Source organism: Tsukamurella pulmonis (genome assembly GCF_900103175.1).
GTDB classification, from domain to species: Bacteria; Actinomycetota; Actinomycetes; order Mycobacteriales; family Mycobacteriaceae; genus Tsukamurella; species Tsukamurella pulmonis.
The window spans coordinates 710750-733967 of sequence record NZ_FNLF01000002.1 but is presented as its reverse complement, the minus strand read 5'-3'; the positions used below and the strand labels follow the sequence as shown (position 1 = coordinate 733967).

The following is a 23218-nucleotide window of genomic DNA, read 5'->3' as shown; positions in this document are numbered from 1 at the left end:
CATGGATTTCACCGTCCCCGAGGCCCGGACCGACCTGGCGGGCCTGACGCGACGCATCGTCGAGGCGTGGTCCGAGAAGACCCCGCGGCCCACCGACTCCGGGCTCGATCCCGACCTGTGGGCCACCCTCACGCGCTCCGGAGTCCTCGATGCGGCGCTGCCGTCCGCGGTCGGCGGCGGAGGCCTGGGGCTGTTGGCGCACACCGCCGTTCTGGGCGAGCTCGGCCGGGTCGCGGCACCCGCTCCGTACCTGGACTCGATCCTGGTCGCGGGTGAGCTGCTCGCCGAATCCGGCACCCCCGCCCAGCTCGAGCAGTGGCTCGTGCCCCTGGTCCGCGGCACCGCGACGGCCACCGTCGCCTTCGGTGATGACCTGTCGGGCTTCACCGCTCGCTCCGTCGCGGACGGCTGGCGCCTCGACGGTGCGCAGACCGCCGTCTCGTCCGCCGCCTTCGCCGATCTGCTCGTCCTCGAGGCCGTCACCGCCGACGGTGCCGCCCTCTTCCTCGTGCCGCGCGGAACCGCCGGGATCACCGTCACCGGCCAGCAGGTCGGCAACGGGAGCGACGCCGCGCTCGTCGAGGCGGAGGCGGTGACCCTGCCGGCCACCGCACGACTGGGCGGCGACGCGGCCGCGGCCCGCGCGCGACGACTCGCCACCATCGGCTGGTGCGCCCTGCAGGCGGGCATCACCGAGCGCGCGCTCGAACTGACCGCCGAGTACGCCCGCACCCGTGAGCAGTTCGGCAAGCAGATCGGCAGTTTCCAGGCCGTGCGACAACGCCTCGCCGACGCCTACATCGACGTCGAAGCAGTGCGCCTCACTCTGCTCGAGGCGGCCTGGCGCGAGTCCGAGGGGCTCGACGCGGCCGCGGAGATCGCCACCGCCAAGTTCTGGGCCGCCGACGCCGGACACCGCGTGGCGCACACCGCGGTCCACGTGCACGGCGGCGTCGGCATCGACACCGATCACCCCACCCATCGCTACTTCGTGGCGGCCAAGCGCGCGGAGTTCGCGCTCGGCGGCGCGACGGCCCATCTCCGCGCCCTCGGCGCGACCCTCGCCGGAAGGAACCCCGCATGATCCGCAAGTTGTCCAAGACCGCCACCACTCCGCTGAGCCCGAACGAGGCGGTCGACTACATCGTGATCGGCTCGGGCAGTGCGGGTTCCGTGGTGGCGGGCCGGCTCGCCGACACCGGCGCCACGGTCGCGCTGCTCGAGGCCGGCAAGGCCGACAACACGCGCATGACGCAGGTGCCCGGCATGATCACGATGGTGCACACGGTGCCGCAGATGAAGTCGCGGGTGGCGTGGAAGCAGCACTCCGTGCCGCAGAAGTTCGCCAACGACCGCACGATCCCCATGACGCGCGGCAAGATCCTCGGCGGGTCCAGCTCGATCAACGGCATGCTGTTCGTCCGCGGCAACCGCGCCAACTACGACTCGTGGGCCGCCGAGGGCGCCACCGGCTGGGACTACGAGGGCGTGCTCCCCGCGTTCAAGCGGCTCGAGAACTGGGAGGGCGGCGGCAGCGAGCTCCGCGGCGCCGGCGGCCCGATCGAGGTCACTCGCCAGCGGGACCTGACCGCGGCCACGAACTCGTACATGCAGGCCCTCTCGGGCACGCTGAACACGCCGATCATCGAGGACTACAACGGCGCCTCCCAGGAGGGTGTCAGTGTCTTCCAGCAGAGCGCCGCGGGTGGCACCCGCTACAGCTCCGCGCAGGGGTATCTCCGCAAGGCCCGACCCAATCTGCGGGTGCACGTGAACGCACACGTCAAGCGGGTCGTGATCGAGAACGGACGAGCCACGGGCGTGGAGGTGCTCGACGGGAACTCCGTCACCACCATCCGCGCCAAGCAGGAGGTCATCGTCTCCGCCGGCGTCATCGGCACCCCGCAGATCCTCATGCTTTCGGGGGTCGGCCCCGCGGCGCACCTGCGGGAGAAGGGGATCGACGTCGCCGCCGATCTGCCCGTCGGCCAGAACCTGCACGATCACCTGTTCGTCCCGATGACCTTCCTGATGAAGGATGCGGTGAACAAGGGCACCCCGGCGTACTTCGCCAAGGGCCTGGCGGCCGAGGTCCGTGAGCCCGGCACCACGTGGATGGCGCGCACCGTCTTCGACGCGGCGGCCTTCGTCCGCACCTCCTACGCCAAGGACATCCCGGACCTGCAGATCCACTGCCTGCCGTGGAACTACCCCGTGCCGAACCAGGACGCCGACAAGCTGCACATGGTCGATCCCCGGCCGGGCCTGACCATCCTGCCCACGCTGATCTACCCGCAGAGCCGCGGCGAGTTGCGCCTGAACTCCGCGAACCCCCTGGAGCAGCCCTCGATCGATCCGGGGTACCTCAGCGACCCGCAGGACACCGAGGTGCTCATGGAGGGCATCGGCATGATCCGCGAGGTGATGCAGCATCCCGCCGTGCGCGGCAAGGTGAGCGAGGAGTTCACGCCCGGCGCCTCGTTCATGGACGAGACGGCCCTGCGCCGCGAGCTCCCGAACCGCGTGCACTCGGTGTACCACCCGGTGGGCACCTGCCGGATGGGCGTCGACGAGCGCGCCGTCGTCGATCCGCAGCTCAAGGTCATCGGCGTCGAGGGCCTGCGCGTCGCCGACGCCTCGATCATGCCGTCCATCACCGGCGGCAACACGAATGCGCCGTCGTACATGATCGGCGAGATGTGCGCGCGGTTCCTCGGCGCCTGAGATGAGCGGCGCACGCTCGCACTCCCTTCCGACGGTCGCCGACCTGCTCCGGGCCCGCGCCGACGACCCCGGCGCGGGCCTGCGGGCCGGGGATCGGTCGTGGACCTGGGCGGAGCACGTCGCCGCCTCGGCGGTGCGGGCGTCCGTCCTGCGCGAGCTCCTGCCCGATGCCGGCGGAGGCACCGGCGATGGAGCTGCGCGCCGGCACGTCGGGGTGCTCGCCGACAACGTCCCCGAGTTCTCGCTGCTGCTCGGCGCTGCGGCGCTGTCGGATGCGGTCGTGGTGGGGCTCAACCCCACTCGTCGCGGGGACGCCCTCGCCCGCGACATCGCGCTCGCCGATTGCGGTGCGGTCCTGACCCAGGGCCGGCACAAGGAGCTCCTCGACGGCCTCGACCCCGGCGTCCCGGTCCTCGATCTCGACGGTCCGCAGTGGGCCGCCCTGCTCGACGCGCACGCCGGTGCACCGATCCCCGACCCTGAGGTCACCCCGGACAGCCTGCTCGCACTGGTCTTCACCTCCGGCACCAGCGGCGAGCCGAAGGCGGTGCGGACCACGCACGGCAAATTCACCGGCGCGGGGATCATGCTGGCGCAGCGTTTCGGCCTCAGCGGCGACGACACCGCGTACGTCGCGATGCCGCTGTTCCACTCCAACGCGCTGCTCGCGGGCTGGGCCGTGGCCCTGGCCGCCGGCGCCACCATCGCCCTCGCCGAACGCTTCTCGGCCTCGAACTTCCTCGCCGACGTGCGACGGTACGGCGCCACGTACGCGAATTACGTGGGCACGCCCCTGTCGTACATCCTCGCCACCGCGGAGCGCGACGACGACGCCGACAACCCGCTGCGGGTCCTGTACGGCAACGAGGGCCGCGCCGACGACATCGCGGCGTTCGCCCGGCGGTTCGGGTGCCACGTGCAGGACGGCTACGGCTCGTCGGAGAACGGGGTCGCCATCGCCCGCACCCCGGACACCCCGCCCGACGCGCTCGGGCCGCTCCCCGACGGGGTCGCCGTGTGGAGGCCCGGCACCACGACCGAATGCCCGCGTGCCGAGACCGCCCCGGACGGGACGCTCCTCAATCCCGAGGAGGCGATCGGCGAACTGGTGAACACCGCGGGCACCGGCGGTTTCTCCGGCTACTACAACGATCCCGCCGCGGACGCCGCGCGCGCGGACGGCGGCGTCTATCGCACCGGTGACCTCGCCTACGTCGACGGCGCCGGCTACGTCCACTTCGCCGGCCGCACCGGTGACTGGATGCGAGTGGGCGGCGAGAACCTCGGTGTCGCACCGATCGAGCATGCTCTGCTGCGCCATCCCGCGATCGCGGAGGCCGCCGTGTACGGCCTGCCGGACCGCGTCGGCGATCAGGTGGCGGCGGCGCTCGTCCTCACGCCCGGCGCGGAACTCACGCCCGAGGACTTCACTGCATTCCTCCGCGCGCAGCCCGACCTGGGACCGCGGCAGCACCCGCACCGCTGGCGCATCGTCGACGAGCTGCCGCGCACCCCGTCGTTCAAGGTGCTCCGGCGCGCCCTCGTGGCCGACGGGATCGACGCCACCGCACCGCTACCCGGGCAGTAGCGCCCGCACCGCATCGATCGTGTCGGCCTCGGCCGCGGTCTTGTCCGGGCGGTAGCGCAGCACGCGGGCGAAGCGCAGCGCGACGCCGCCGGGATAGCGGCGCGAGACCTGCACCCCGTCGAGCTCGATCTCGACCACGATCTCGGGGCGTAGGTGGACGGTGTGCTCGTCGCGCGAGATCTCGTGCCGCGGGAACTCCTCCGTCTGCCATCGCAGCAACGCGTCCGTGAGGCCCTTGAACGTCTTGCCCACCATGATCGGCGCGCCGCCGTCCGGATCCCGCGCGCCGAGGTGCAGGTTCGAGAGCATCCCCGTGCGGCGCCCGTACCCCCACTCCGCGCCGAGGACGATCAGGTCGAGCGTGTGGCTCTGCTTGACCTTCTGCCAGGCGCGGCCCCGTCGGCCCGCGGCGTAGGGCGAATCGAGCGACTTGACCATCACGCCCTCGTGGCCGGCGGTGAGCGCCGCGGCGTACTGGGCCGCGGCCTCGTCCGCAGTGGGCCGGGTCAGTGCGGGGATCCGCAGCCCTCCCGCCACCGCCTGCAGCGCGTCGAGGCGGACCGACAGCGGCTCGTCGAGCAGGTCGCGGCCGTCGAGGTGCAGGCAGTCGAAGAAGTACGGGCGCAGCACCGTCTCCCCGGATTCCGAGGACCCGAACCGGCTCATCGTCTCCTGGAAGGGTCTGGGCCGGCCGGCGTCGGTGAGGGCGAGCGACTCGCCGTCGAGCACGACGGACCGGCACGGCAACTCCCGTGCCAGCGCGACGATCTCGGGTACCGCGTCGGTGATGTCGCGGAGCGTGCGGGTGTAGACGCGCACCTCCTCGCCCAGACGGTGGACCTGGATGCGGGCACCAGCAAATAGTTGGTCATGACTCATGTAGTCTTTGGTGCCATGAGCAGCACGAACGCCATCATCTACGCCCGCATCAGTAAGGACCGCGCAGGCGCGGGGCTCGGCGTCGAGCGCCAGGCCGAGGATTGCCGCGCCCTCGCGGAGCGGCTCGGCTGGACCGTCCTGCGCGTCGAATCTGACAACGACATCTCGGCGTACTCGGGCAAGAAGCGGCCGGGGTACCAGCGCACTCTGGCCGCGCTGGAGTCCGGCGAAGCGTCGGCGGTCATCGCGTGGCACTCCGACCGCCTACACCGGCGCAATACTGAGCTGGAGCCCTTCCTCGACATCGTCGAGCGCACCGGCGCGCAGGTGGCCACCGTCCAGTCCGGCCCCGTGGATCTCGCCTCACCGTCGGGCCGGATGACGGCGCGCATTCTCGGCGCCGTGGCACAGCAGGAGGTCGAGCACACCACGGCCCGGATCAAGGCCCAGAAGGCACAGACGGCCGCAGCGGGCGGGTACCGGGGCGGGATGCGCCCGTTCGGATACGAGCGCGACGGAATGACGATCCGGGAGCGGGAGGCCGCGATCATCCGGCAGGCCATCGCCGACGTGACGGCCGGGAAGACGATCAGCGCCGTCCGGCGTGAGCTCAACGCGGCCGAGATCCGCACCTCCAGTGGGCGCGAGTGGTCGCTCCCGGGCGTGAGGAACGTGCTCTCCCGGTGGCGCAACGCGGGAAAGGTCGAGCGGGAGGGCGAGCCGGTCGCGGATGCGCAGTGGCCCGCAATCGTGACCGTGGACGAGCTGCTCGCCGTGCGGGCCGTGCTCGCCAACCCCGCGCGCCGGGTGAGCCCCGGGAATCAGCGCCGCTGGCAAGGCGCGGGCGTCTACATCGACGCGTTCACCGGCGACCCGATGGTGTGCACCAAGAGCAGCGGGACCAATCCCACGCCGGTCTACCGTCCCGCTGCCCGCACGGCGGGGTGCGCGTCCGTGGTCGCCGTCGACCTCGACGAGTACGTCAGTGCGGCCGTGTGCGCCCGCCTGGGCCAGCCGGACGCCCGGGAGTTGCTCGCGGCCCCAGAGGTCGACACGCGGGCTCTCAGCGGGCAACGGGAGGCCCTCGACGCGCGCCTCCGGGAGGCGGCGAGCTTGTTCTCTTCCGGCGCGATCACCGGCGCGCAACTCACCGAGATCACGGCCGATCTCCGGGCCCAGCTCGACACGATCGACGCGCAGTTGGACGCGGCGACGGCCGACCCGGAGCTTGCGGAGTTGCTCCGCGCCGACGACATCCGCGCGGCGTGGGACGGCCCGAACGGTCTGCACGTGGATACGCGCGCCCGACTCATCAAATCCCTTGCGCGGGTGACGGTTCACAAGATGACCATGAAGGGCGTGCGCCGCACATTCAAGCCCGAGTGCGTCGACATCGAGTGGCTTTGATCGTCAATTCTGGCATAGCACAACAGATTCCGAGCCACACGCCGAACTGGGAGTTTGCCGCACACACTGGCACGGAGCAGAACGATCCGATACAGTTCTTCTTGTCGGTAACGAGCCGACACCATCGGATACCGTGCGGCACACGCTGAGCGGCAAGTACGAGAGTCTGCGGGCCACGCGCCCCGGCTAAGCGGTGGTCTTCTTCCACAGGAGACCGCTATGCCCTCACCGCCCGCCACCGGGCCCCGCCACCTGCGCGGATTCAGCAACGTCCACGCCTACCTGCGCGACACGCTCGGTATGCCCGTCGGCCTTCGTGCGATCAAGCGGGCCACCCACGAGGGCGAGTTGCCCCACCTGGAGATCGCGGGCCGCCACTACTTCGCGCCGGAGGACATCGACGATTGGGTCGTATCCCTGAAAGTCGGCGGTCCCTCATGACCCGCGACGAGATCCGCGCCGCCGGTGCGAAGGCCGCCCAGGGTGCGCCCCCGCTGAAGCCGGAGCAGCGCGCCATGATCCGGGCCGCCTTCGCCTCGCGGCCGGTGTGCCACCCCACCTCGCGGCAGGCCGCCGCGTGAGCCACGGCGACATCGAGATCGTGCCCGTCGTCCGCATCACCCCGGTCGGCCTCATCGAGGTCGAGTTCGGCGACCAGGTGATGACGCTGGACACCGAGGCTGCGCAATCGCTCGCGGTCAACCTACTAGCCCTGGTCATCGTCGTCCGTGAGGACGATCCGCCGCCGGGCGTGAGGTCGGAGGTCGTGAAATTCGCGTTGCTCGCACGGGTCGCGGACGCAGTCACGCTGTGGCGCGACGAGCTCGCCGAGCCGGATTCCGCACCGACACCCTGACACCCACCTACCTGCGGTTGCTGTGCCGCCCACCCTGCACACCTGTTCCACCCCTCGTCGCCACCGGCGAGGGTCCGGGGAGGACCCCACTTAGGAGTCCTAAATGCAACACAGCACCATCACCACCGACCAGCTCGACGCGGCCGAGCGCCGCGTGCGCCAGACGTATGCCGCCGGTTTCATGCCGGACGTCGCCGACGAGCGCCTGTTACTCGACGCGGGCCGCATCACCCGCTCCGAGCTGCATCGACTGGAGCACTCACCCATTCAGCTGCACCGCTGACCACCACTTCATTACCTAGGAGAATCACATGACCACCAAGAGCACGCCCAGCATCACCACGACCGACACGACGCCCGGTTTCACCTACGAGCCCACCCTCATGCCCGAGCATTTCGCGAGCCCGTCGAGCCGTGAGACCAATGACAAGATCGACCGGAAGAACCTGGAGGACCGCACCGCGAAGATCGCGCGGGAGACAACCCTCAGCGCGCAGGCTGCGCAGGCCATGCAGCCGCAGGCCCGGCCCACACTGCTCACGAACGCGCTCACCGGCAGCGCTGAGGCGATTTGGGGCCCGATCCTCCGTCGCGAGCTTGGCTCCTGTAGCCGCGTCACGAGCCGCCTTCAGCCGCGCGAGGCGGGCAAAACCAGCACCGCGATCCTGGAGGCCGCCCTCGACGCGGGCCGCAAGCGCGAGGCCATTCCCGAGGACCTTGCGGAGCAGCTCGCCGAGGTCGCGGGCACCGGCCGACTCATCGAGGCCTCACGGGATGGCGCGTACCTCGCGGGGTCGATGACGGCGGCCCGCCTCAGCTCGGAGATCAAGGCGCGGAAGAAGGAGTTGGAGGCCGCTGCGCACCAGGACCTCGCGGCCCTCGTCGCCGACGCCGCCCAGGTTGCGCGGGAGCTGGAAGGCGTCGACAGCGCGGACGTGGCGATCCGGCGCGGGCAGTCGGCCGTCATCGCGTGGGGCCTGCGCGATGGCCTGCGCGAGCGGATGGTGAGCATCGCGAAGGATCTGCACTACATCCGGCGGGCGACAACGTCCGGCTTCGGCTTCGTGCGCGGCGGCTCTCCCGACCGCCTCGCGCAGGGTGGGGAGGTCTCGTTCGCGTCCACGTGGGCCCGCGTGGACGAGCTGCTCGAAAAGCTCAACGCGAACGACGCCACCACCGACCTGCTCGTCGGCCGGTAGACCACTCAAAGAACGGAGAAACACATGAGCAACAACGGTTTCGGCAAGTATCTCAACGGCGAGCAGACCGAGGCGCAGCGCCAGCAGTCCCACGGCTATCGGCGCGGTTTCGGCCAGCATGTCGACGGCACGCGCACGGCCGAGAACTTCAAGCGCGAGCAGCTCGCGACCCAGCGCCGGGCGCGCATCCGGGCCGCGATCGACGCGGGCACCGTGGAGTACGAGGGCCAGGAGCACGGCAGCCGCAACGGTGCGCCGCGTGACCCGCTGCACGATCAGCCGAACGCCATCGAGGCCGAGTGGCGGCGCGAGTTCGGCGGGGGCGCCAAGTGATCACCACGGCGACATGCGGCAGATGTTTCGAGCCCGTCGGCGGGCGCGTGTGGGTCGAGACCCGCACCGACGGCGTGGCGCACTGGAGTCGCACGTGCAAGCGCATCGTCGGCGAGGTGGCCGAGGACGTCGCGCTCGCCTTCGTGACGCCCGAGCAGGACGTTCCGGTTGGCGTCAAGTCTTCCAAAGCCCAAGTAGCATAGGCACTTTCACTCTGCACAGGTGTATCGTGGGCCGCATCGGTTAGCACCCGATGCGGCCCACGTCTTGGAGATCATCCGTCGGCCCACCAAATAGTCACAGTCGAACAGGAACGGATTCACGATGGCTATTCAGCCGCACCCCAAGACTTCTCCGGCCGGGACACCCGCCAACGACAAAGCCCCCGCGCGAGGCGGGGGCCTTGACGAGCATGTCCAGTCGAGGAACGTCTCCGATCGTACCAGCATCGGCCGAAAGATCCACCTGCCGAGCGGCCGAAAGTCCCCGCCGCCGAAGGACGTCACTGGCTGGAAGAACCTGCGCACCCGTGCTTCCTACGTCTTTCCCGAGGGTCACCGAGGCAATATCGGTCTCCTACTCTCGGACGGCGTCATCGGCCTCGATGTCGACGACTACGAGGACGAGCACCAGACAAAGCGCGGGTGCGAGACGATGCGCGAGCTCGTGGCGCAGTGGGGGCCGCTGCCCGACACCTACATGTCCACCTCACGCGCCCCCGAGACGGCGAGCGGGATTCACCTCTACCGCGTGCCAGCGGGGACCCGCCTGAAAGACCGCCTCCCCGACGTCGACGTGATCCAGCCGGGGCACCGATACGCCGTCGTCGCGCCCAGCGTTGTGAGTTGGGACAAGGGGCACGACGTCGACCCGCCGAGGGTCTATCAGTGGTACGGGCCCGACCTGAAGCCATGCGCCGAGCCCAAGCTAGAGGCGCTCCCGTGGCTGCCTGAGCGGTGGCTCGACGGCCTACGCGACACCACCGAGCGGGTGCAGCTCGACGTGGTCGATTTCGCCGACGACACGGCCGCGCTGGCCTGGCTGGCCGAGAACATCCCCGGCTATCGGGAGCCGATGACGTCCGTGCTCCGTCGCGCTGCCGAGGGTCTCGCCGACTCGGTCGACGTCGGCGCGCACCAGGCGATCGTTGAGCCGCTGAACCACATCATCTTCCTCGCGGCCGAGGGCCACCACGGCCTGAAGGCGGCCGTCGAGCTGGCCCACAACGCGTTCTTCAGTGAGGTGCTCGGCGCGAAGGACGGGGAGGCCCGGCGCGACCTCGCGACGGCAGAGAGCGAGTGGAGCCGGACGCTCACCGGCGCCATCGCGAAGCTGCGCGCCGAGGTCGACAACGGCCTCCGGCAGCTCTCCCCTATCGGCCTCGACGCCCAGAGCTTCGAGGTGGACCTCGCGGTGTTCCAAGAACGCATGCTGGAGATCGTCGCCTCCCGAATCTCGCCGATCGACACCCGGGAGTACGACCTCAGCGACATGGGGCGAGGGCTCGTGTTCAACGCGGCCGTCGGGTCGAACCTCCGGCCGGTGCTCGGCGGTAATGACTGGTGCTACTGGGACACCCAGCGCGGGGCATTGACCCGCCTGGACCCCCGCGCGGTGCAGCGCCGGTTCTGGTCGGTCGCGACGATCGAGAGTTACAAGCACACGGCCGCCTTGCTGGAGAAGGACGCCCAGGACGAGGAGAACGAGGGCCGTACCGAGCGGGCCGAGAGCCTCCGCAAGCAGGCCTGTTCCGTCCATACATACGGCGTGAAGTCGGGCGACCTGAAGAACCGACGCGCGGGGCTGGAGAGCGCGCACACGGACCACCCGGACGAGATCAACCCGGAGCAGTTCGACCGCGAGAAGCGGACTCTCGGAGTGGCGAACGGCGTCCTGGACTGGACCAGCGGGGCCGTGGTGCTCCGCAAGGGCACGCCCGAGGACATGATCCTGTCGAGCACCGCCGTTCCGTACGAGCCCGGCGCCACGCACCCACTGTTCACCGAGTATCTCGACACGTTCCTCCCCGATCCGGCGATCCGGCGGTACGTGCGCAAGGTGCTCGGATACGCGCTCGTCGGCGGCAACCCCCGACGGCGCATCGTCTTCCTGAAGGGCGGGACATCCACCGGCAAGAGCACGTTGATCGAGGGCGTGCAGGCCGTGTTCGGCGACTACGCCACGACCTTCGAGCCGAACGCGCTGTTCCGGGCCAAGCGGGACGGCGGGCCCAGCCCGGAGCTGCTCGCCGTGTTCCCGAGGCGCGCGATCTTCGCGTCCGAGGTCGGCAACCGGAACCGGCTGCACGCCGACGTGCTGAAGCGCATGGCGGGCAATGACTCCGTCACGGCGCGCGCGCTGTACTCGAATCACATGGTGACCGCTACCCCGATGTTCCTGCCGATCATCGCGACCAACTCCATGCCGACGATTGAGGACGCCGACGAGGCCCTAGACCGGCGCTTGCTCGTGCTCCCGTTCGAGCAGACGGTGCCGAAGGGGACCGACAAGGACGAGCTGAAGTCGGTGCCGGAGGCTCTTGTGGCTCTGTTCGCGTGGCTTGTGGAGGGGCTCGGCGACTACCTCCGCGAGGGGCTGGACGAGGACGTCCCGGACGTCGTGGACGTGTTCCGAGATGAGGCTATGGGCCAGCTCAACGCGTTCCGCCGATGGGCCACGAGCACGTTCGAGGTCGACACGAGCGCACCCATGTCCAAGCGGGTCACGGCCGACTTCGCGTGGGCGTATTTCGACGGCCAGCGGAGCGTCTGGCCCCGCGAGCTGCGCGAGATCGAGCGAGACGATTTCAAGGGCCGCATGCGCGCCCTGTACGGCAAACAGATGTCCCGCAAGGTGACCGTTCGCAAGCCCGACGGGACGACGGAGCGGAAGACCATCACCGTCTACGAGACTCCGATTGTGCTGCGCGCCAGCACGGAGAGCGAGTAGTCCAAACTACGACCGGCCTCACGATCGCCGTCGGCCCGCAGCCCCACACCTCTCAGGTGTGGGGCTGCCCTGTATCCAGACCTGTCACGCTACGGATACTCGCAACGTCACGAGTACGTGTGCGACGGCGCAGATATTTGTAACGAGACATATTTGCGTAACGTTACGTTTATCTGTATCGTTACAGCTATGGCAGCGACACAGCGCACATGCACACAGTGCGGCACGGAGTTCTACGGCCGGGCCGACGCCCGCTATTGCTCGACGGCGTGCAGACAGAAGGCATACCGCAACCGTAACGTTGCGACTACTCATCACGTCACGGACAGCCGTAACGTTACGGCGCCCGCTCCTGTCCCTGCCGGGGACGAGTGGATGCACGACCGATTCTGGAGTGCCCACGAGGAGAGCTACGTCCGACAGGCCGACCGCCTCGCCTGGGCCGAGGACATGCCGACCGCTACAGCCGCCCAGAAGCGCAAGCGCACGGCGGCGATAGATCGCGAAACGGCCGACGACGGCGCCGATACCCTCGCCGGATTCCTGGAGAGTCTCGCGATGGGGTTCCGAGTGATCCAGGAATCCGGCCCCGAGTTCGAGGCCCCTATCTCCGGCGCACTGCCCGCAAGCATCAGCCCCGAGCGAGCCCGGGGACTCGCACAGCAAATGGAAGACGTGACGCTCCCCCGGCTCATGGAGATCATGGCCCTACTCCGGGGCCGAGCAGCCGAGTAAATCCAACTCCCCCACACAGACCCCTACCGCGACAGGTAGGGGTCTGCTTGTGCACCAGGACATAGAGGGGCACAGCACAGGTAGGGGTCCACCTACAGGACCGGACTATGTGCAGTACGGGTGTAGCCGGATACATGTCAGTGTTGACGTGAATGGTGTGTGGAATAGCAATAGGGCTTAGCGTGAACACACACATAGGGGTCCCTAACCCGGAGCCCTGACCTAGATGTGACTTAGACATGACCTAGATGCAAAACACGGCCTGAGCTGCGATGACTTACGAGACTGAGGTGACTTAGACGGAAAGTCTCCGCTATACACGCGAGGGGCATAAGGGGAGACGAAAAGAGGGAATATCTCTATATGGGAAGCTTTCCACCTAAGTCACCTAAGTCATCTAGGTCATTCCAGCTCAGAGCACGTTTCCCATCTAGGTCACTTCTAAGTCACATCTAAGTCACCCCCGTAATCGCCACCGTGAGCCATCAAGGGCTGCCAGACGGACACGGAGGCGACGAAGGCGTGCCGATCGCTCAGCGTGGACGTGAGGGCGTGGCAGTGCGGACGCCAGCACGGAGGACGACGGACGAGCCGACACCCGGGGGGTGGGGCCCCTCCCCCACGGCCACGAGGGAGCCCCCAGCGTGCTGTCAGGATTGGTTCGTTCACCTAACTAAATCATTCGATATAGCAAGCCTGGAGCCAAATATGCCTCTGACCTGCGGCTTTACCGTCATCGCCGGACGCGGGCGAACCCGGAGCGGTCGACGGCGCACGCCATCCACGGTCGCCCAGACGCGGGACAGAGCACGAGAACCGTTCCCGCGCAGTCGATTCCAGATCCGCCCTTCGCGGGCACCAGCGGGCCGCCTCGCGGGGATCGCGCCCACGCCCTCCCAGAGCCGTCGAGACCGCTCGACGGCGCCCGCACCCCGCCGGGCACCGCCCGACCCGCCAGCGGGGCACACAGGCCGCCCGACGGCCCACGCGAGCGCGCACAGCACGGCGCCGACCCACGCGGGGAGCAGCGACACGAGCACGGGGAGCAACGGAGGCCCTTCGATGGACGAGGCGGGACGGAAAGCCAGAGCGGCACAGGCGCAATCGGGGTTGACGCCAACCCCTACATTACCCCCTCCGCAGCGGGTAGACTCGATGGACACCGCAGCACCGGGAAGGGGACCGCATGAGCACGCAAGATCGACGCGCCGCAGCGCTGAAGCGGTTGTCTGCGCGCTACGGAGATCGCGGCACCGAGACCGACCTCGCGGGGGCCGCACTGGCCGACGTGGCCGCGAAGGTCCGAGAGCGTGGCGAGGTCTCCGAGGACGAGGCCTTCGCCCTCGCCGCCGCCGAGACCAAGGCGATCCGGGACGAGCGGCGCCACGGCGCCTACGCCCCGACCCGATAGGCCTTCCCTCCGTTGGCGATCACATTCGTGCTGGACACGAACACCTACATCAGCGCAGCTATCAGCCCCAGCGGGACGTGCGCGCAGCTTGTGGAACTCGCCCGACAGGGCCGCATCCGGCTCGTGGTGTCGCCGCACCTGCTTGACGAGCTGGAGACACGCCTCGCGCGGGAGAAGTTCCGCCGGTGGCTCACCCTCGACGACGTCCGCGTCTTCGTCGACGCCCTCACGCTTCTCGCCGACATGGTGGAGGATCGGCCCGAGAACGAGACCCCGCACGTGTGCACCGACCCGGACGACAACTTCCTCGTGGCCCTGTTCCAAGACGCACAGGCGGCGATCCTCGTGAGCGGGGACAAGGCTGTCTTGGCGATCGAGTACCCCGGCCTCGATGTGCGCAAGCCGGTCGACGCTCTGGCCGCGCTCGATTTCCACCACGAGTGGGGCGAGGGATTCCTAGAAGGTTCAGGCGAGCAATCGTTCGCCCAGATCGAGACCGAGGGCAACAGGGGGATCTTCGCGGCCTACTCGTCCTTCGTCACGGTGCTGGAGCAACCCAATGCGCACGAGCTGTTGCCCTACGTCGTCGTCCCCGAGACGCTGAAGGCATTCCGCCGGGACCTCGCGTGGGTCCGGGATAACGTCCTCAATCGCGGCTTCACCACCCGACCGCACTATGCATCGCCCGAGGTCGCCTACATCAAGCTACCGCCCGATTCGGGGGTAGTTCTCCGCTCGACCGGCGACATCGTCCTACCGGAGGACACTATCTACGCGACGATGCAACTGTGCCCGGACCTACCGGCGCTCCCGGGGTATGACGGCAATCATTGGCGCGTGTTCGGCATCGGCCGCACCGTCCCGCCGGAGCAGATCGAACCACGTCCCGGCTACGCGCCGTAGCGTTCAATGTCCTCCGGCGTCATCGTCCGGTCGATACAGCCCTTGCGGCAGTAGATCGCACGCTTGATCCGGCTGAAACCGTCGCTGCCGTACCCCTTGCCGATCTTCGTCACGCGCTTGACGAGGGGCCCGCCGCACTCCGTGCACTCGCCGACGACGGTCTCAGTGATCTCGCTCATGAGGCCGAACGTAGTGCCGGACAAGCCTCGCCGTGTCCGTTTCGACCTAACCCGTTCGACCAGCGGGAACCGGCAGGCAGCTACGCCGCCGGCCTCGTCAGAATTGACGTCGACCGGAACGTTTGTGTTGACGTAAACCCTTGCATCACAGTCTGATTCGTCGTCTGAACATTTGACACCCCGTGCTCTACTGAATGCATCGGCGAGCCCGGGGTGTCTTCGATGACCTCCCCAGGATTCGGTCCCCCGGGCTCGCCGATCACTCATTTCGCCCCACGCGGGCACGACCACGGGAGACGACATGGCAGCCGCCCGGCGCAAGATGCCCGCGAAGGTCACGAGCGCACAGCTCCGCGCGCACTACGACGCGGAGGTCGAGCGGCTCAACGACGAGCTCGACGAGCGGGGCGAGGACGGGTTCGAGCTGGACGACGCCGACCGCGCGTTCATCGACCGCCTTGCCGTCATCGCCGACGAGATCCTGATCCTGGAGAAGGACATCGAGCGCAACGGCCCGCTGGTCAAGTCGGCCGTCACCGGCGACACGAGGGCCAACCCGGCCGTCGCACTACACCGGGGGCTCGTGCAGGACTTCGGGAAGATCATCGCGACCCTGGATCGGCGCCTCGCCGCCACGAGCGGGATCGAGCCCGCGACCAGCACCACGGGACCCAAGCCGGGCACTCCGAAGGGTTTCAGGGGCGAGTACAAGCCCCGCGCCACCGGCACGGACGGCGGCAACGTCGTCGCCATGCCGCGCCCCGCACCGAAGCACAGCAGCGCGGGCGGTCGACGGATGAGGAACACGTAATGGGGCGTCGGATCAAGCGCGCGCAGCACGAGGCGCCGCCCCGCCCCGAGCGGGCCACCCGCACCGCACCGGCGGCCCCGCTCCCCGCCTTCGAGGACGAGCTGGAGTCGGTCCTGGAGACGTTGGGGTTGAGCCCGGATGACCTGGAGCGCGGTGGGGTGCTCAATCCCTTCGCGGGCGAGGACAGCGACGGGTTCCGGCCGTTCGCGCCGAGCGAGTTCGTGTGGCCCCATGCCGCGCTACGCCGGGTCGAGCACCGTGCCGAGATCGAGCGGCGCCTCTGGCCGCACCGGCGGTTCTTCAGCTACGTCCCGCGCGCCGTCGCCGCATGACCACGCTCGGCACCACGCGGGAGCGGCCGACGCACTGCAAGCACGGCCACGAGTTCACCGAGCTGAACACGCGGATCAACCGCAACGCGGACGGTTCGTTCCGGCAGTACCGGTGCCGCGCCTGCGCAGCGGAGGCGCAGCGCCGCGCCGTCGAACGCAAACGGGAGTCGATGACCCCGGACGAGTGGGCCACCTACATCGACGCACGGCGGGCCACCCAGCGGGAGAAGGACCGGGCCGCCCGGCGGGCGCAGGGCATCAAGTCGCGCGCGGAGATCGCCGCAGTGCGCGCCCGTGAGCGCAAGGCCCAGACGGCCGAGAGCGCAACCGCGCGGGCAGCGAAGCGCGCGACCCGCGAGGCCGCGAAGATCCGCCCCCAGCAGGAGCGCGAGCGGGGCGAGCTGGCAGAGCAGAACCGGCAGGACGAACAGGAGGCACTCATGGCACAGGCTCGCGACCACGCGCACGTCGCGGCGGGGCCGTTCCCGATTGTTGACCCGCTCGTGCGCGTTCCGGCGGCGTGCCGACGCGGCCACGAGCTCACGGCGCGCACGGTGCACGTCACGACCCGCGTAGTCGACGGCGACACGGTGCCCGGCGGCGTCGAGTGCATCCGGTGCCTCCGGGAGGACTGCTATCGCGCGCACTACCGGATGAGCGCCGCTGACCCCGTGCCACCGGAGTTGCTCGACGAGGCCGAGTTCATACGGCAGCCGTGCGGCACCGGCCACGCCTCCCGCCGCGCGGAGCCGTGGCCCACCAGCGGTTGGTGGGCGCGTGTCGACTTCGCCAGCGGGTGGGGGTTCTGCGACCCGGACCCCACGCCGGAGCTCCGCGCCGCCCGGGAGGCGGCCCGCGCAGAGGAAGCCCTCCGCGTAGACGAGGCCACCCGCGCACGGATCGCCGACGAGCTGGACGAGATCGAGCTACGAGACGCCCGTCTACGCCGGGAGCAACGGCGCCACGACGCGGAGGCCGCCACGGCGGCGATCCGCGCCGCGATGACGGCCGCGCGAGGCGGGGTGGCCGTATGAGGTTCGGCCTGGAGATTCTTGGCCGCGAGGTCCTCGCGGTCACGGTCGGCGTCGGGGATTCCGGGGAGGACCCCGACGCCGACCACCTCGACGACGGGCCGACGTACGAGCTCGGCTCCGATTCGATGCCCGTTGAGACGGATCTCGGCATGGACGACGACGAGGACGCGCCCCGCCCGCTCGTGATCGTGCGCGGCGATCACCTGCGCGACCGGACCACGCGGACACGCCGTAACCCGCCGCCGTTCATCGGGTCCGGCCCCACGCGGGGAGACGTCAGGAATGACGCCAAGCGAAGCACCACAAGGGGTTTCGGGTTCCATGCCTGAGCGGAGTTTTGACCGGGCGTGGGATCATGGACGCAAGCGCCGGGCACCCGCCCGGGACCGGGGAGGTCCATCGCGTAGTTAGGCATCCCCGCACATGGCTCCGTTCGACGTCCACGCCGCCAACCCGCGCACGCCGGGGGAGCTACTCGACGCGGGCGGCCAGCTCGCACTGAAGCGGGACATCAGCTCGCCCGACGAGGTCCTGAAGATCGCCGGTCAGATCGCCGCGATGTTCGGGTTCGACCTGGAGCACTGGCAGGAGATGTTCGACTTCGACGACCTGCGCGCGGCCATCGCGGGCGAGTACGTCGGCACCGATCCGGCCCTCAACGCGATCCAGACCGTGGTGGGGACGATCCGCCGGTTCGCGACCGGCATCATCGAGCCGTGGCGCCTGCCCCTCATCCCGCTCTCGCACATCGGCGAGGCCAGCCCGAACCTGCTGGAGAACGGCGGTTTCGACGGCACCATGCCGATCGAAGAGACCGAGGGTTGGACCTTCAACCCCACCATCGGCCGCACGTCGGCCGGGTCGGCGCAGACGACCGGCAACGGCACGCGCCGCGTGCTGCTCTCGAACGTCGTGCTCTGCGCGCCGGAGCAGAAGTTCGACATCGGCGGCTTCGTCACCTGGTCGATGCTCACCGGTGGGGGCACCGGCGCGTTCAAGCTCTCGGCCGTGGCCTACGACGACACCGAGTCGGTCGTCGAGGAGAAGGTCATCGCCCAGATCGACAGCCCGTCCGGCGCGCAGGCGTGGACCGGTCTGCTCGGCACGTACACCGTCCCGGCCGGGGCGACGAAGATCCGCGTGCAGGTCGAGGTGGCCGCCACGGTCACCGGCGGCACGATCAACTGGGATGACCTGAGCGTCACGAAGTACGGCAACCTGCCCCAGCGCATGGTCGCGGGCCTGGTCTCCGCGCTTGGCGACCTCGGCAGCGGGATCGCCGCCGTGGTCGCGAAGATCGGCGACTTCTTCGACCGGCTCACTGGCAAGGTCGGCACCACGATCGCCGACCTCCAGTCCTGGGCCGGGCAGTTGAAGACGATCCTCTCCGGCGGCACCGTCGGGTCCGGGATCTTCCCCACGCTCGACGACGGCCTGAAGGGCGCGCTCGACGGCGTGCGCAACTTCGCGCAGCAGATCCTGGAGAAGATCGTGCAGGCGATCCGGGGTATCCCCGTCGTCGGCGCGGGCCTCGCGGACCTCTTCGACGACGTCGCGGGCCTTCGCCAGACCGCCGACACCGCCAACGCGACCGCGATCACGGCCGACACGAAGGCGGTCACGGCGCAGAGCTCGGCGAACAACGCTCTCGGCGACATCACCAACGTCGTGCAGGGCCTCGTGAACGGGTGGCGCGGCACCGGCACACCGAGCGGCAGCAACGCGCAGCAGGCACAGGACACCATCGCCGCGATCAAGGTCGCCATCGAGAACGGCTACACCGTTCAGACCGTCACGAGCACGACAACCTGGAACAAGCCCGCGAACCTCACCGAGTGCATCCCCGTCATGATCGGCGCGGGCGAGAACGGGCAGCCCGGCAACGGCACCCGCAAGGGCGGTCGCGGCGGCGGGTTCCTCGCCGAGCGCCTCGACCCCGCCGACGTCCCCTCGTCCGTGACCATCACGATCGGCGCGAGCAACGGGACGCCGTCCTCGTTCGGCAGCCTCGTCGTCGCGGCTCCGGGCCGCAACGGCATCGCGCAGCCGGGCGACATCGGATACGCCTACACCACGTCCGCACCCGGCGACGGCGGCGACGGCGCCAACCAAGACAACTCGACACCGCCGACCGCAGGCACGAGCACAGCCCTCGCCACCGGCGGCAACCCCGGCACCGGCACAGGCGGCGCCGGGCAGAACGGCCAGAACGTCCCCACGACCACCAAGACCAAGTGCGGCGGCTCCGGCGGTGGCGGTGGTCGCGGCGGTGGCGGGAACGTCGGCAACCCCGGCGGCGGCAAGGGCGGTAACGGCGGATTCCCCGGCGGTGGTGGTGCCGGTGGCGGCGAAGGCGGCGCCTACCTAGCCCCGCACGGCGCAGGCGGTACCGGCGCGGCCGGTGTCGGGTTCATCCTCACGAAGACAGGAGCATGACGATGCAGCACGTCGCGGATCTCGATTGGTGGTGCCCGGTGACCAAGCTCTACCGGGCCGACGACGGCCAGCACTACGCGGTGCTGTGCGCCGACTTCTACACCGCCCAGCACACCGAGGTGTTCCTCGCCGACGAGCACGGCAACGCGATCGACGCCGACGGCGACCCCGCCAACGGCCTCACCGCCCTCGTGCGTTGGGACGAGCAGCTCGACCACGACGAGGCCGTTGCTCGGCTCAGCGCGTGGCTCGTCGACCGATCCGAGGCGGTGGCCCAGTGACCGGCCGGGCACCAAAGACCTGTAGTTGGCGCAACCCCGAGAACATGGCGCAGGGGTGCCCCCGGCGCGCCGTCGAGCACCGAGGCCGTGACTACCGGTGCGAGCAGCACCCCGTGGTGGAGAACCTCGACGCCAACCAGCGCGCCCGACGCCGCCGGATCAAGCCGCTCACGACGGCCGAGAAGGACCACATCCGCGAGCGCGACTGGCACGTGTGCCGCGAGTGCGGCGCACCGGCGCACCAGGTCGACCACATCACGGAGATCGCCGACGGCGGCGACAACCGGCCCTCGAACCTCCAGTTGCTATGCGACCGGCACCACGCGCTGAAAACGGCCCAGAGCCGACGGGACGGGGACCCCCGCGACGCCGCCACGTTGCGCCGGGAGCTCTCCGCGCGTGCCCTCCGGAAACGCCGCCTGCGCGAGCAAGGTTTCTACGTGCAGTAGCCTCGCGACGGCACGTCACGGCCGACGCAAACTCTGACATACTCGCAGGTCAGCCCCGCCCCGACTACATGAGTCACAAACCGCAGGTGGCACCGTCGAGCTTGTACTCGACGCTCACGTCCGGCCCCAGGTCGGCCAGCGCGGAAGCGACGTCCTCCGCCGGGGAGGCCAGCATCGGGGAGACGCCCCGCAGCACCTCGAGGCCGAAGCCCGCGAGCTCGTCGGCGCCGCCGCGCAGGGCGGCCGCGGCGGTGTCCGGCAGCGAGCCGGAGAGCATCGCCGCGCGACGCACCGTCTCCAGCGGGACCTCTGCGGCGCGGGCCACCGCGTCGGTGACAACCCCCGCGAGCGCGCCCTGCCGGACCTCGCCCGTGATGAGCCCGACGAGGAAGCGCTGCTCCGCCGCTGTCGCGCGCCCGAACAGCGCGGTGAGGACGGCGTCCCGCCGGGCGACGGAGCCCGCGCCGGAGGTGCCGGCCAACTCATCGAGCGCGGTGATGACCTCCTCGATCGTCAACTCCGGTTCCGCCGCGGGCGTGAGCGCCGGGGCGGTGCGCGCGAGCGTGCGCCAGCCGGTACCCAGTCGCCCCTGCAGGAGCTCGCCCGAGAGCCAGGCGACGACCGGACGCACGTCGGCGGGCCCGGCGGCGCGGATGACCGCGGCCAACGCCGTGATCTTCGCGGTACGCGAGCGCGTGCCCGCTACCTCGGTGGACACGGCGACGACCTCGGCGAACAGCACCCCGTCATTGTGGCGCACACCCCTGACAGATACCGGCCGACCGGCGACGACAGTCCGCGTCAGCGCGACGACAGTCCCACGACAGCGGGGCGATGCATCGTCATGCCCATGACGATCACACAGATGAGGACCGGCGCGAGCCCGTCCTCCCCCACCGACCTCGCGATCGACGCCCGCGGCCTGGTCAAGCACTTCGGTGCGACCCGCGCGGTCAACGGCGTCGACCTGCAGGTGCCCACCGGCACCGTCTACGGCGTGCTCGGCCCCAACGGCGCGGGCAAGACCACCACCATCAGCATGCTCGCCACGCTGCTGCGCCCCGACGCCGGCAGTGCCCGCGTCTTCGGGCACGACGTGGTGGCGGAGTCCACCACGGTGCGCTCGCTCATCGGCGTGACGGGGCAGTACGCCTCGGTCGACGAGGATCTCACCGCGCGGCAGAACCTCGTGCTCTTCGGCCGGCTGCTGGGCAAGAGCCGCCCGGCCTCGCGCGATCGCGCCGAGGAGCTGCTGCACGCCTTCGGGCTGGAGGATGCGGCCAACCGGCCGCTCAAGGAGTTCTCGGGCGGCATGCGGCGGCGGCTCGACCTGGCCGCCAGCCTGATCGACACCCCGCCGCTGCTGTTCCTCGACGAGCCGACGACGGGCCTCGATCCGCGCACCCGCTCGCAGATGTGGGACACCATCCGCGATCTCGTCGCCCAGGGCTCGACGGTGCTGCTCACCACGCAGTACCTCGACGAGGCCGATCAGCTGGCCGACCGGATCGCGGTGATCGACCACGGCCTCGTCATCGCCGACGGCACCGCCGACGAGCTCAAGGCCTCCGTCGGCTCCTCCACGCTGCAGCTCACCCCGGCCGACCGCGCCGATGCACCCGCCGTCGCGCGCACCGTCGACGCCGTACTGGACGAGCCGGCGGCGCTCAGCCCGGAGGCGGCCCGCGTCACCGCTCCGCTGCGGCGTCCCGACCTCGTGCCGGACCTGCTCATCGCGCTGCGTGAGCAGGGCGTCGCCATCGAGGAGATCACGGTCTCCAAGCCCAGCCTCGACGAGGTCTTCCTCACCCTCACCGGCCACCCGGAGAACGGCGCGGCCGCCACCGATCCCGCCCAGGAGGCGTCATGACCACCACCCTGACCCGCGCCCCGGGCCGCACACCCGACCGCGCGGCCCCGAACCACATCGGCCTCGCCGACACCGTCCGGCAGTCCTTCACCATGGGCTGGCGCGGTGTGCTCAAGATCCGGCACAACCCGGAGCAGCTCTTCGACGTGGTACTCCAGCCCGTCGTGTTCACGCTCATGTTCGCCTACATCTTCGGCGGCGCGATCAGCGGCGACGTGCACAGCTATCTGCCGGTCATCATCCCCGGCATCCTCGTGCAGACCGTGATCGTCGCATCGATCGTCACGGGCACCCAACTGCGCGAGGACATGAACAAGGGCGTCTTCGACCGGTTCCGGGCGCTGCCGATCGCCCGGATCAGCCCGCTCGCCGGTGCCCTGCTCGCGGACGTCGTGCGCTACCTCATCGCCACGATCATCACGTTCGTCGTGGGAATCGCGATGGGCTGGCGCCCGGACCCGGTGGGCGTCCTCGCCTCCACCGCGCTGATCCTGTTCTGCAGCTTCGCCGTGTCGTGGATCTTCGCGCTCATGGGCTGCCTGATGAGCAAGGCCACCTCGGTGCAGGGGGTGTCGATGATGATCATGTTCCCGCTGACCTTCCTGTCCAACGCCTTCGTCCCGGTCGAGACGATGCCGGGCTGGTTGCAGGCCTTCGTGAACGTGAACCCGATCAGCCACCTGGTCTCCGCGATCCGCGAGCTGTGCAACTCCGGTCACGCGGGCGTGCACGTGGTGTGGAGCCTGGCCGGCGCGCTGGTGATCATCGCGATCTTCGCGCCCCTCGCCGTGCGGGCCTACATCCGCAACGCCCGCTGACGGCGCTCCGTCCCCGGCACCGCC

At 69.8% G+C, this 23218-nt stretch carries 26 protein-coding genes and 1 pseudogene; 24 read left to right on the top strand and 3 right to left on the bottom strand.

Going from position 1 to position 23218, the window contains the following annotated elements; translation table 11 throughout:
- The first annotated feature begins 1 nt into the window (after window position 1).
- Genes BLQ62_RS03825 through BLQ62_RS03815 form a run of 3 tightly spaced genes read left to right on the top strand, consistent with a single transcriptional unit; the run spans window position 2 to window position 4312 of the window.
- Window positions 2–1084 (top strand): acyl-CoA dehydrogenase family protein, encoded by a 1083-nt coding sequence (locus BLQ62_RS03825; protein WP_068567177.1) that lies wholly within the window; start codon window positions 2–4, stop codon window positions 1082–1084.
- Window positions 1081–2724, top strand: coding sequence for a GMC family oxidoreductase (locus BLQ62_RS03820; protein WP_068567179.1), 1644 nt, complete (start codon window positions 1081–1083; stop codon window positions 2722–2724). Before BLQ62_RS03825 ends, BLQ62_RS03820 begins: the two co-directional genes overlap by 4 nt.
- A 1-nt stretch (window position 2725) precedes the next feature.
- Entirely contained in the window at window positions 2726–4312 is a 1587-nt protein-coding gene (locus BLQ62_RS03815; protein WP_068536523.1) for an AMP-binding protein, read from the top strand.
- Here BLQ62_RS03815 and BLQ62_RS03810 read toward each other — a convergent pair.
- A pseudogene (locus BLQ62_RS03810) lies at window positions 4298–5167 on the bottom strand (ATP-dependent DNA ligase); the annotation flags it as partial. The gene BLQ62_RS03815 and the pseudogene BLQ62_RS03810 overlap by 15 nt on opposite strands.
- Before the next feature lie 39 nt (window positions 5168–5206).
- Here BLQ62_RS03810 and BLQ62_RS03805 point away from each other — a divergent pair.
- The 12 genes from BLQ62_RS03805 (at window position 5207) to BLQ62_RS03755 (ending at window position 14984) form a co-directional block, all read left to right on the top strand.
- Window positions 5207–6598: a recombinase family protein gene (locus BLQ62_RS03805; protein ID WP_068567181.1), complete on the top strand. Its 1392-nt coding sequence runs from the start codon at window positions 5207–5209 to the stop codon at window positions 6596–6598.
- Between the two features lie 219 nt (window positions 6599–6817).
- Complete coding sequence (locus BLQ62_RS03800) at window positions 6818–7039, top strand: MerR family transcriptional regulator (protein ID WP_068567183.1); 222 nt, start codon at window positions 6818–6820, stop codon at window positions 7037–7039.
- Window positions 7036–7179 (top strand): hypothetical protein, encoded by a 144-nt coding sequence (locus BLQ62_RS23695; RefSeq protein ID WP_156483199.1) that lies wholly within the window; start codon window positions 7036–7038, stop codon window positions 7177–7179. Before BLQ62_RS03800 ends, BLQ62_RS23695 begins: the two co-directional genes overlap by 4 nt.
- Window positions 7176–7454 (top strand): hypothetical protein, encoded by a 279-nt coding sequence (locus BLQ62_RS03795; RefSeq protein ID WP_068567185.1) that lies wholly within the window; start codon window positions 7176–7178, stop codon window positions 7452–7454. The genes BLQ62_RS23695 and BLQ62_RS03795 overlap by 4 nt, the downstream gene beginning before the upstream one ends.
- Window positions 7455–7557: 103 nt before the next feature.
- Window positions 7558–7737 carry a hypothetical protein gene (locus tag BLQ62_RS03790; protein ID WP_068567187.1) on the top strand — a complete coding sequence of 60 codons (180 nt, stop codon included), beginning with the start codon at window positions 7558–7560 and terminating at the stop codon, window positions 7735–7737.
- 28 nt (window positions 7738–7765) lie between these two features.
- Complete coding sequence (locus BLQ62_RS03785) at window positions 7766–8653, top strand: hypothetical protein (protein WP_068567189.1); 888 nt, start codon at window positions 7766–7768, stop codon at window positions 8651–8653.
- Window positions 8654–8677: 24 nt separating this feature from the next.
- Complete coding sequence (locus tag BLQ62_RS03780) at window positions 8678–8986, top strand: hypothetical protein (protein WP_068567191.1); 309 nt, start codon at window positions 8678–8680, stop codon at window positions 8984–8986.
- Complete coding sequence (locus BLQ62_RS03775; RefSeq protein ID WP_068567193.1) at window positions 8983–9189, top strand: hypothetical protein; 207 nt, start codon at window positions 8983–8985, stop codon at window positions 9187–9189. Before BLQ62_RS03780 ends, BLQ62_RS03775 begins: the two co-directional genes overlap by 4 nt.
- A 121-nt stretch (window positions 9190–9310) precedes the next feature.
- Complete coding sequence (locus BLQ62_RS03770; RefSeq protein ID WP_082756681.1) at window positions 9311–11935, top strand: phage/plasmid primase, P4 family; 2625 nt, start codon at window positions 9311–9313, stop codon at window positions 11933–11935.
- Between the two features lie 189 nt (window positions 11936–12124).
- Complete coding sequence (locus tag BLQ62_RS03765; protein ID WP_139184149.1) at window positions 12125–12670, top strand: hypothetical protein; 546 nt, start codon at window positions 12125–12127, stop codon at window positions 12668–12670.
- A gap of 1186 nt (window positions 12671–13856) precedes the next feature.
- Window positions 13857–14081, top strand: coding sequence for a hypothetical protein (locus BLQ62_RS03760; protein WP_068567199.1), 225 nt, complete (start codon window positions 13857–13859; stop codon window positions 14079–14081).
- 27 nt (window positions 14082–14108) lie between these two features.
- On the top strand, window positions 14109–14984 hold the full coding sequence (locus BLQ62_RS03755; RefSeq protein ID WP_160126339.1) for a putative toxin-antitoxin system toxin component, PIN family: 876 nt from the start codon (window positions 14109–14111) through the stop codon (window positions 14982–14984).
- On the opposite strand, the gene BLQ62_RS03750 is transcribed toward BLQ62_RS03755, so the two are convergent.
- Window positions 14972–15163: a hypothetical protein gene (locus BLQ62_RS03750; RefSeq protein ID WP_115391402.1), complete on the bottom strand. Its 192-nt coding sequence runs from the start codon at window positions 15161–15163 to the stop codon at window positions 14972–14974. The genes BLQ62_RS03755 and BLQ62_RS03750 overlap by 13 nt on opposite strands.
- Before the next feature lie 301 nt (window positions 15164–15464).
- Between BLQ62_RS03750 and BLQ62_RS03745 the strand changes: the two genes are divergently transcribed.
- The 7 genes from BLQ62_RS03745 to BLQ62_RS03715 all read left to right on the top strand — a co-directional run bounded on the left by BLQ62_RS03745 (window position 15465) and on the right by BLQ62_RS03715 (window position 20506).
- Window positions 15465–15974 carry a hypothetical protein gene (locus BLQ62_RS03745; RefSeq protein WP_068567205.1) on the top strand — a complete coding sequence of 170 codons (510 nt, stop codon included), beginning with the start codon at window positions 15465–15467 and terminating at the stop codon, window positions 15972–15974.
- Window positions 15974–16306, top strand: coding sequence for a hypothetical protein (locus tag BLQ62_RS03740; RefSeq protein ID WP_068567207.1), 333 nt, complete (start codon window positions 15974–15976; stop codon window positions 16304–16306). The genes BLQ62_RS03745 and BLQ62_RS03740 overlap by 1 nt, the downstream gene beginning before the upstream one ends.
- Window positions 16303–17340: a hypothetical protein gene (locus BLQ62_RS03735; RefSeq protein WP_068567209.1), complete on the top strand. Its 1038-nt coding sequence runs from the start codon at window positions 16303–16305 to the stop codon at window positions 17338–17340. The genes BLQ62_RS03740 and BLQ62_RS03735 overlap by 4 nt, the downstream gene beginning before the upstream one ends.
- Window positions 17337–17669: a hypothetical protein gene (locus BLQ62_RS03730; protein ID WP_068567211.1), complete on the top strand. Its 333-nt coding sequence runs from the start codon at window positions 17337–17339 to the stop codon at window positions 17667–17669. The genes BLQ62_RS03735 and BLQ62_RS03730 overlap by 4 nt, the downstream gene beginning before the upstream one ends.
- A 94-nt stretch (window positions 17670–17763) precedes the next feature.
- Window positions 17764–19776, top strand: a complete 2013-nt coding sequence (locus tag BLQ62_RS03725) for a glycine-rich domain-containing protein (RefSeq protein ID WP_068567213.1) — start codon at window positions 17764–17766, stop codon at window positions 19774–19776.
- Window positions 19773–20057: a DUF7572 family protein gene (locus BLQ62_RS03720; RefSeq protein ID WP_083350788.1), complete on the top strand. Its 285-nt coding sequence runs from the start codon at window positions 19773–19775 to the stop codon at window positions 20055–20057. Before BLQ62_RS03725 ends, BLQ62_RS03720 begins: the two co-directional genes overlap by 4 nt.
- Window positions 20058–20170: 113 nt before the next feature.
- Window positions 20171–20506, top strand: a complete 336-nt coding sequence (locus BLQ62_RS03715; protein ID WP_244499917.1) for an HNH endonuclease — start codon at window positions 20171–20173, stop codon at window positions 20504–20506.
- A gap of 73 nt (window positions 20507–20579) precedes the next feature.
- On the opposite strand, the gene BLQ62_RS03710 is transcribed toward BLQ62_RS03715, so the two are convergent.
- Window positions 20580–21266 (bottom strand): hypothetical protein, encoded by a 687-nt coding sequence (locus BLQ62_RS03710; protein ID WP_231857665.1) that lies wholly within the window; start codon window positions 21264–21266, stop codon window positions 20580–20582.
- 90 nt (window positions 21267–21356) lie between these two features.
- Between BLQ62_RS03710 and BLQ62_RS03705 the strand changes: the two genes are divergently transcribed.
- Both BLQ62_RS03705 and BLQ62_RS03700 read left to right on the top strand, forming a co-directional pair.
- Window positions 21357–22376 (top strand): ATP-binding cassette domain-containing protein, encoded by a 1020-nt coding sequence (locus tag BLQ62_RS03705; RefSeq protein ID WP_115391403.1) that lies wholly within the window; start codon window positions 21357–21359, stop codon window positions 22374–22376.
- Window positions 22373–23194 carry an ABC transporter permease gene (locus BLQ62_RS03700; protein WP_068536529.1) on the top strand — a complete coding sequence of 274 codons (822 nt, stop codon included), beginning with the start codon at window positions 22373–22375 and terminating at the stop codon, window positions 23192–23194. Before BLQ62_RS03705 ends, BLQ62_RS03700 begins: the two co-directional genes overlap by 4 nt.
- The last annotated feature ends 24 nt before the right edge of the window (window positions 23195–23218 follow it).

What these genes read in the sequence shown, in the direction of transcription:
- BLQ62_RS03785 (WP_068567189.1), top strand. Translation starts at nt 7,766, where the DNA reads ATGACCACCAAGAGCACGCCCAGCATCACCACGACCGACACGACGCCC.
- BLQ62_RS03790 (WP_068567187.1), top strand. Translation starts at nt 7,558, where the DNA reads ATGCAACACAGCACCATCACCACCGACCAGCTCGACGCGGCCGAGCGC.
- BLQ62_RS03825 (WP_068567177.1), top strand. Translation starts at nt 2, where the DNA reads ATGGATTTCACCGTCCCCGAGGCCCGGACCGACCTGGCGGGCCTGACG.
- BLQ62_RS03745 (WP_068567205.1), top strand. Translation starts at nt 15,465, where the DNA reads ATGGCAGCCGCCCGGCGCAAGATGCCCGCGAAGGTCACGAGCGCACAG.
- BLQ62_RS03720 (WP_083350788.1), top strand. Translation starts at nt 19,773, where the DNA reads ATGACGATGCAGCACGTCGCGGATCTCGATTGGTGGTGCCCGGTGACC.
- BLQ62_RS03815 (WP_068536523.1), top strand. Translation starts at nt 2,726, where the DNA reads ATGAGCGGCGCACGCTCGCACTCCCTTCCGACGGTCGCCGACCTGCTC.
- BLQ62_RS03700 (WP_068536529.1), top strand. Translation starts at nt 22,373, where the DNA reads ATGACCACCACCCTGACCCGCGCCCCGGGCCGCACACCCGACCGCGCG.
- BLQ62_RS03805 (WP_068567181.1), top strand. Translation starts at nt 5,207, where the DNA reads ATGAGCAGCACGAACGCCATCATCTACGCCCGCATCAGTAAGGACCGC.
- BLQ62_RS03800 (WP_068567183.1), top strand. Translation starts at nt 6,818, where the DNA reads ATGCCCTCACCGCCCGCCACCGGGCCCCGCCACCTGCGCGGATTCAGC.
- BLQ62_RS03765 (WP_139184149.1), top strand. Translation starts at nt 12,125, where the DNA reads ATGGCAGCGACACAGCGCACATGCACACAGTGCGGCACGGAGTTCTAC.
- BLQ62_RS03705 (WP_115391403.1), top strand. Translation starts at nt 21,357, where the DNA reads ATGACGATCACACAGATGAGGACCGGCGCGAGCCCGTCCTCCCCCACC.
- BLQ62_RS03760 (WP_068567199.1), top strand. Translation starts at nt 13,857, where the DNA reads ATGAGCACGCAAGATCGACGCGCCGCAGCGCTGAAGCGGTTGTCTGCG.
- BLQ62_RS03820 (WP_068567179.1), top strand. Translation starts at nt 1,081, where the DNA reads ATGATCCGCAAGTTGTCCAAGACCGCCACCACTCCGCTGAGCCCGAAC.
- BLQ62_RS23695 (WP_156483199.1), top strand. Translation starts at nt 7,036, where the DNA reads ATGACCCGCGACGAGATCCGCGCCGCCGGTGCGAAGGCCGCCCAGGGT.
- BLQ62_RS03730 (WP_068567211.1), top strand. Translation starts at nt 17,337, where the DNA reads ATGAGGTTCGGCCTGGAGATTCTTGGCCGCGAGGTCCTCGCGGTCACG.
- BLQ62_RS03740 (WP_068567207.1), top strand. Translation starts at nt 15,974, where the DNA reads ATGGGGCGTCGGATCAAGCGCGCGCAGCACGAGGCGCCGCCCCGCCCC.
- BLQ62_RS03725 (WP_068567213.1), top strand. Translation starts at nt 17,764, where the DNA reads ATGGCTCCGTTCGACGTCCACGCCGCCAACCCGCGCACGCCGGGGGAG.
- BLQ62_RS03750 (WP_115391402.1), bottom strand. Translation starts at nt 15,163, where the DNA reads ATGAGCGAGATCACTGAGACCGTCGTCGGCGAGTGCACGGAGTGCGGC.
- BLQ62_RS03780 (WP_068567191.1), top strand. Translation starts at nt 8,678, where the DNA reads ATGAGCAACAACGGTTTCGGCAAGTATCTCAACGGCGAGCAGACCGAG.
- BLQ62_RS03770 (WP_082756681.1), top strand. Translation starts at nt 9,311, where the DNA reads ATGGCTATTCAGCCGCACCCCAAGACTTCTCCGGCCGGGACACCCGCC.
- BLQ62_RS03735 (WP_068567209.1), top strand. Translation starts at nt 16,303, where the DNA reads ATGACCACGCTCGGCACCACGCGGGAGCGGCCGACGCACTGCAAGCAC.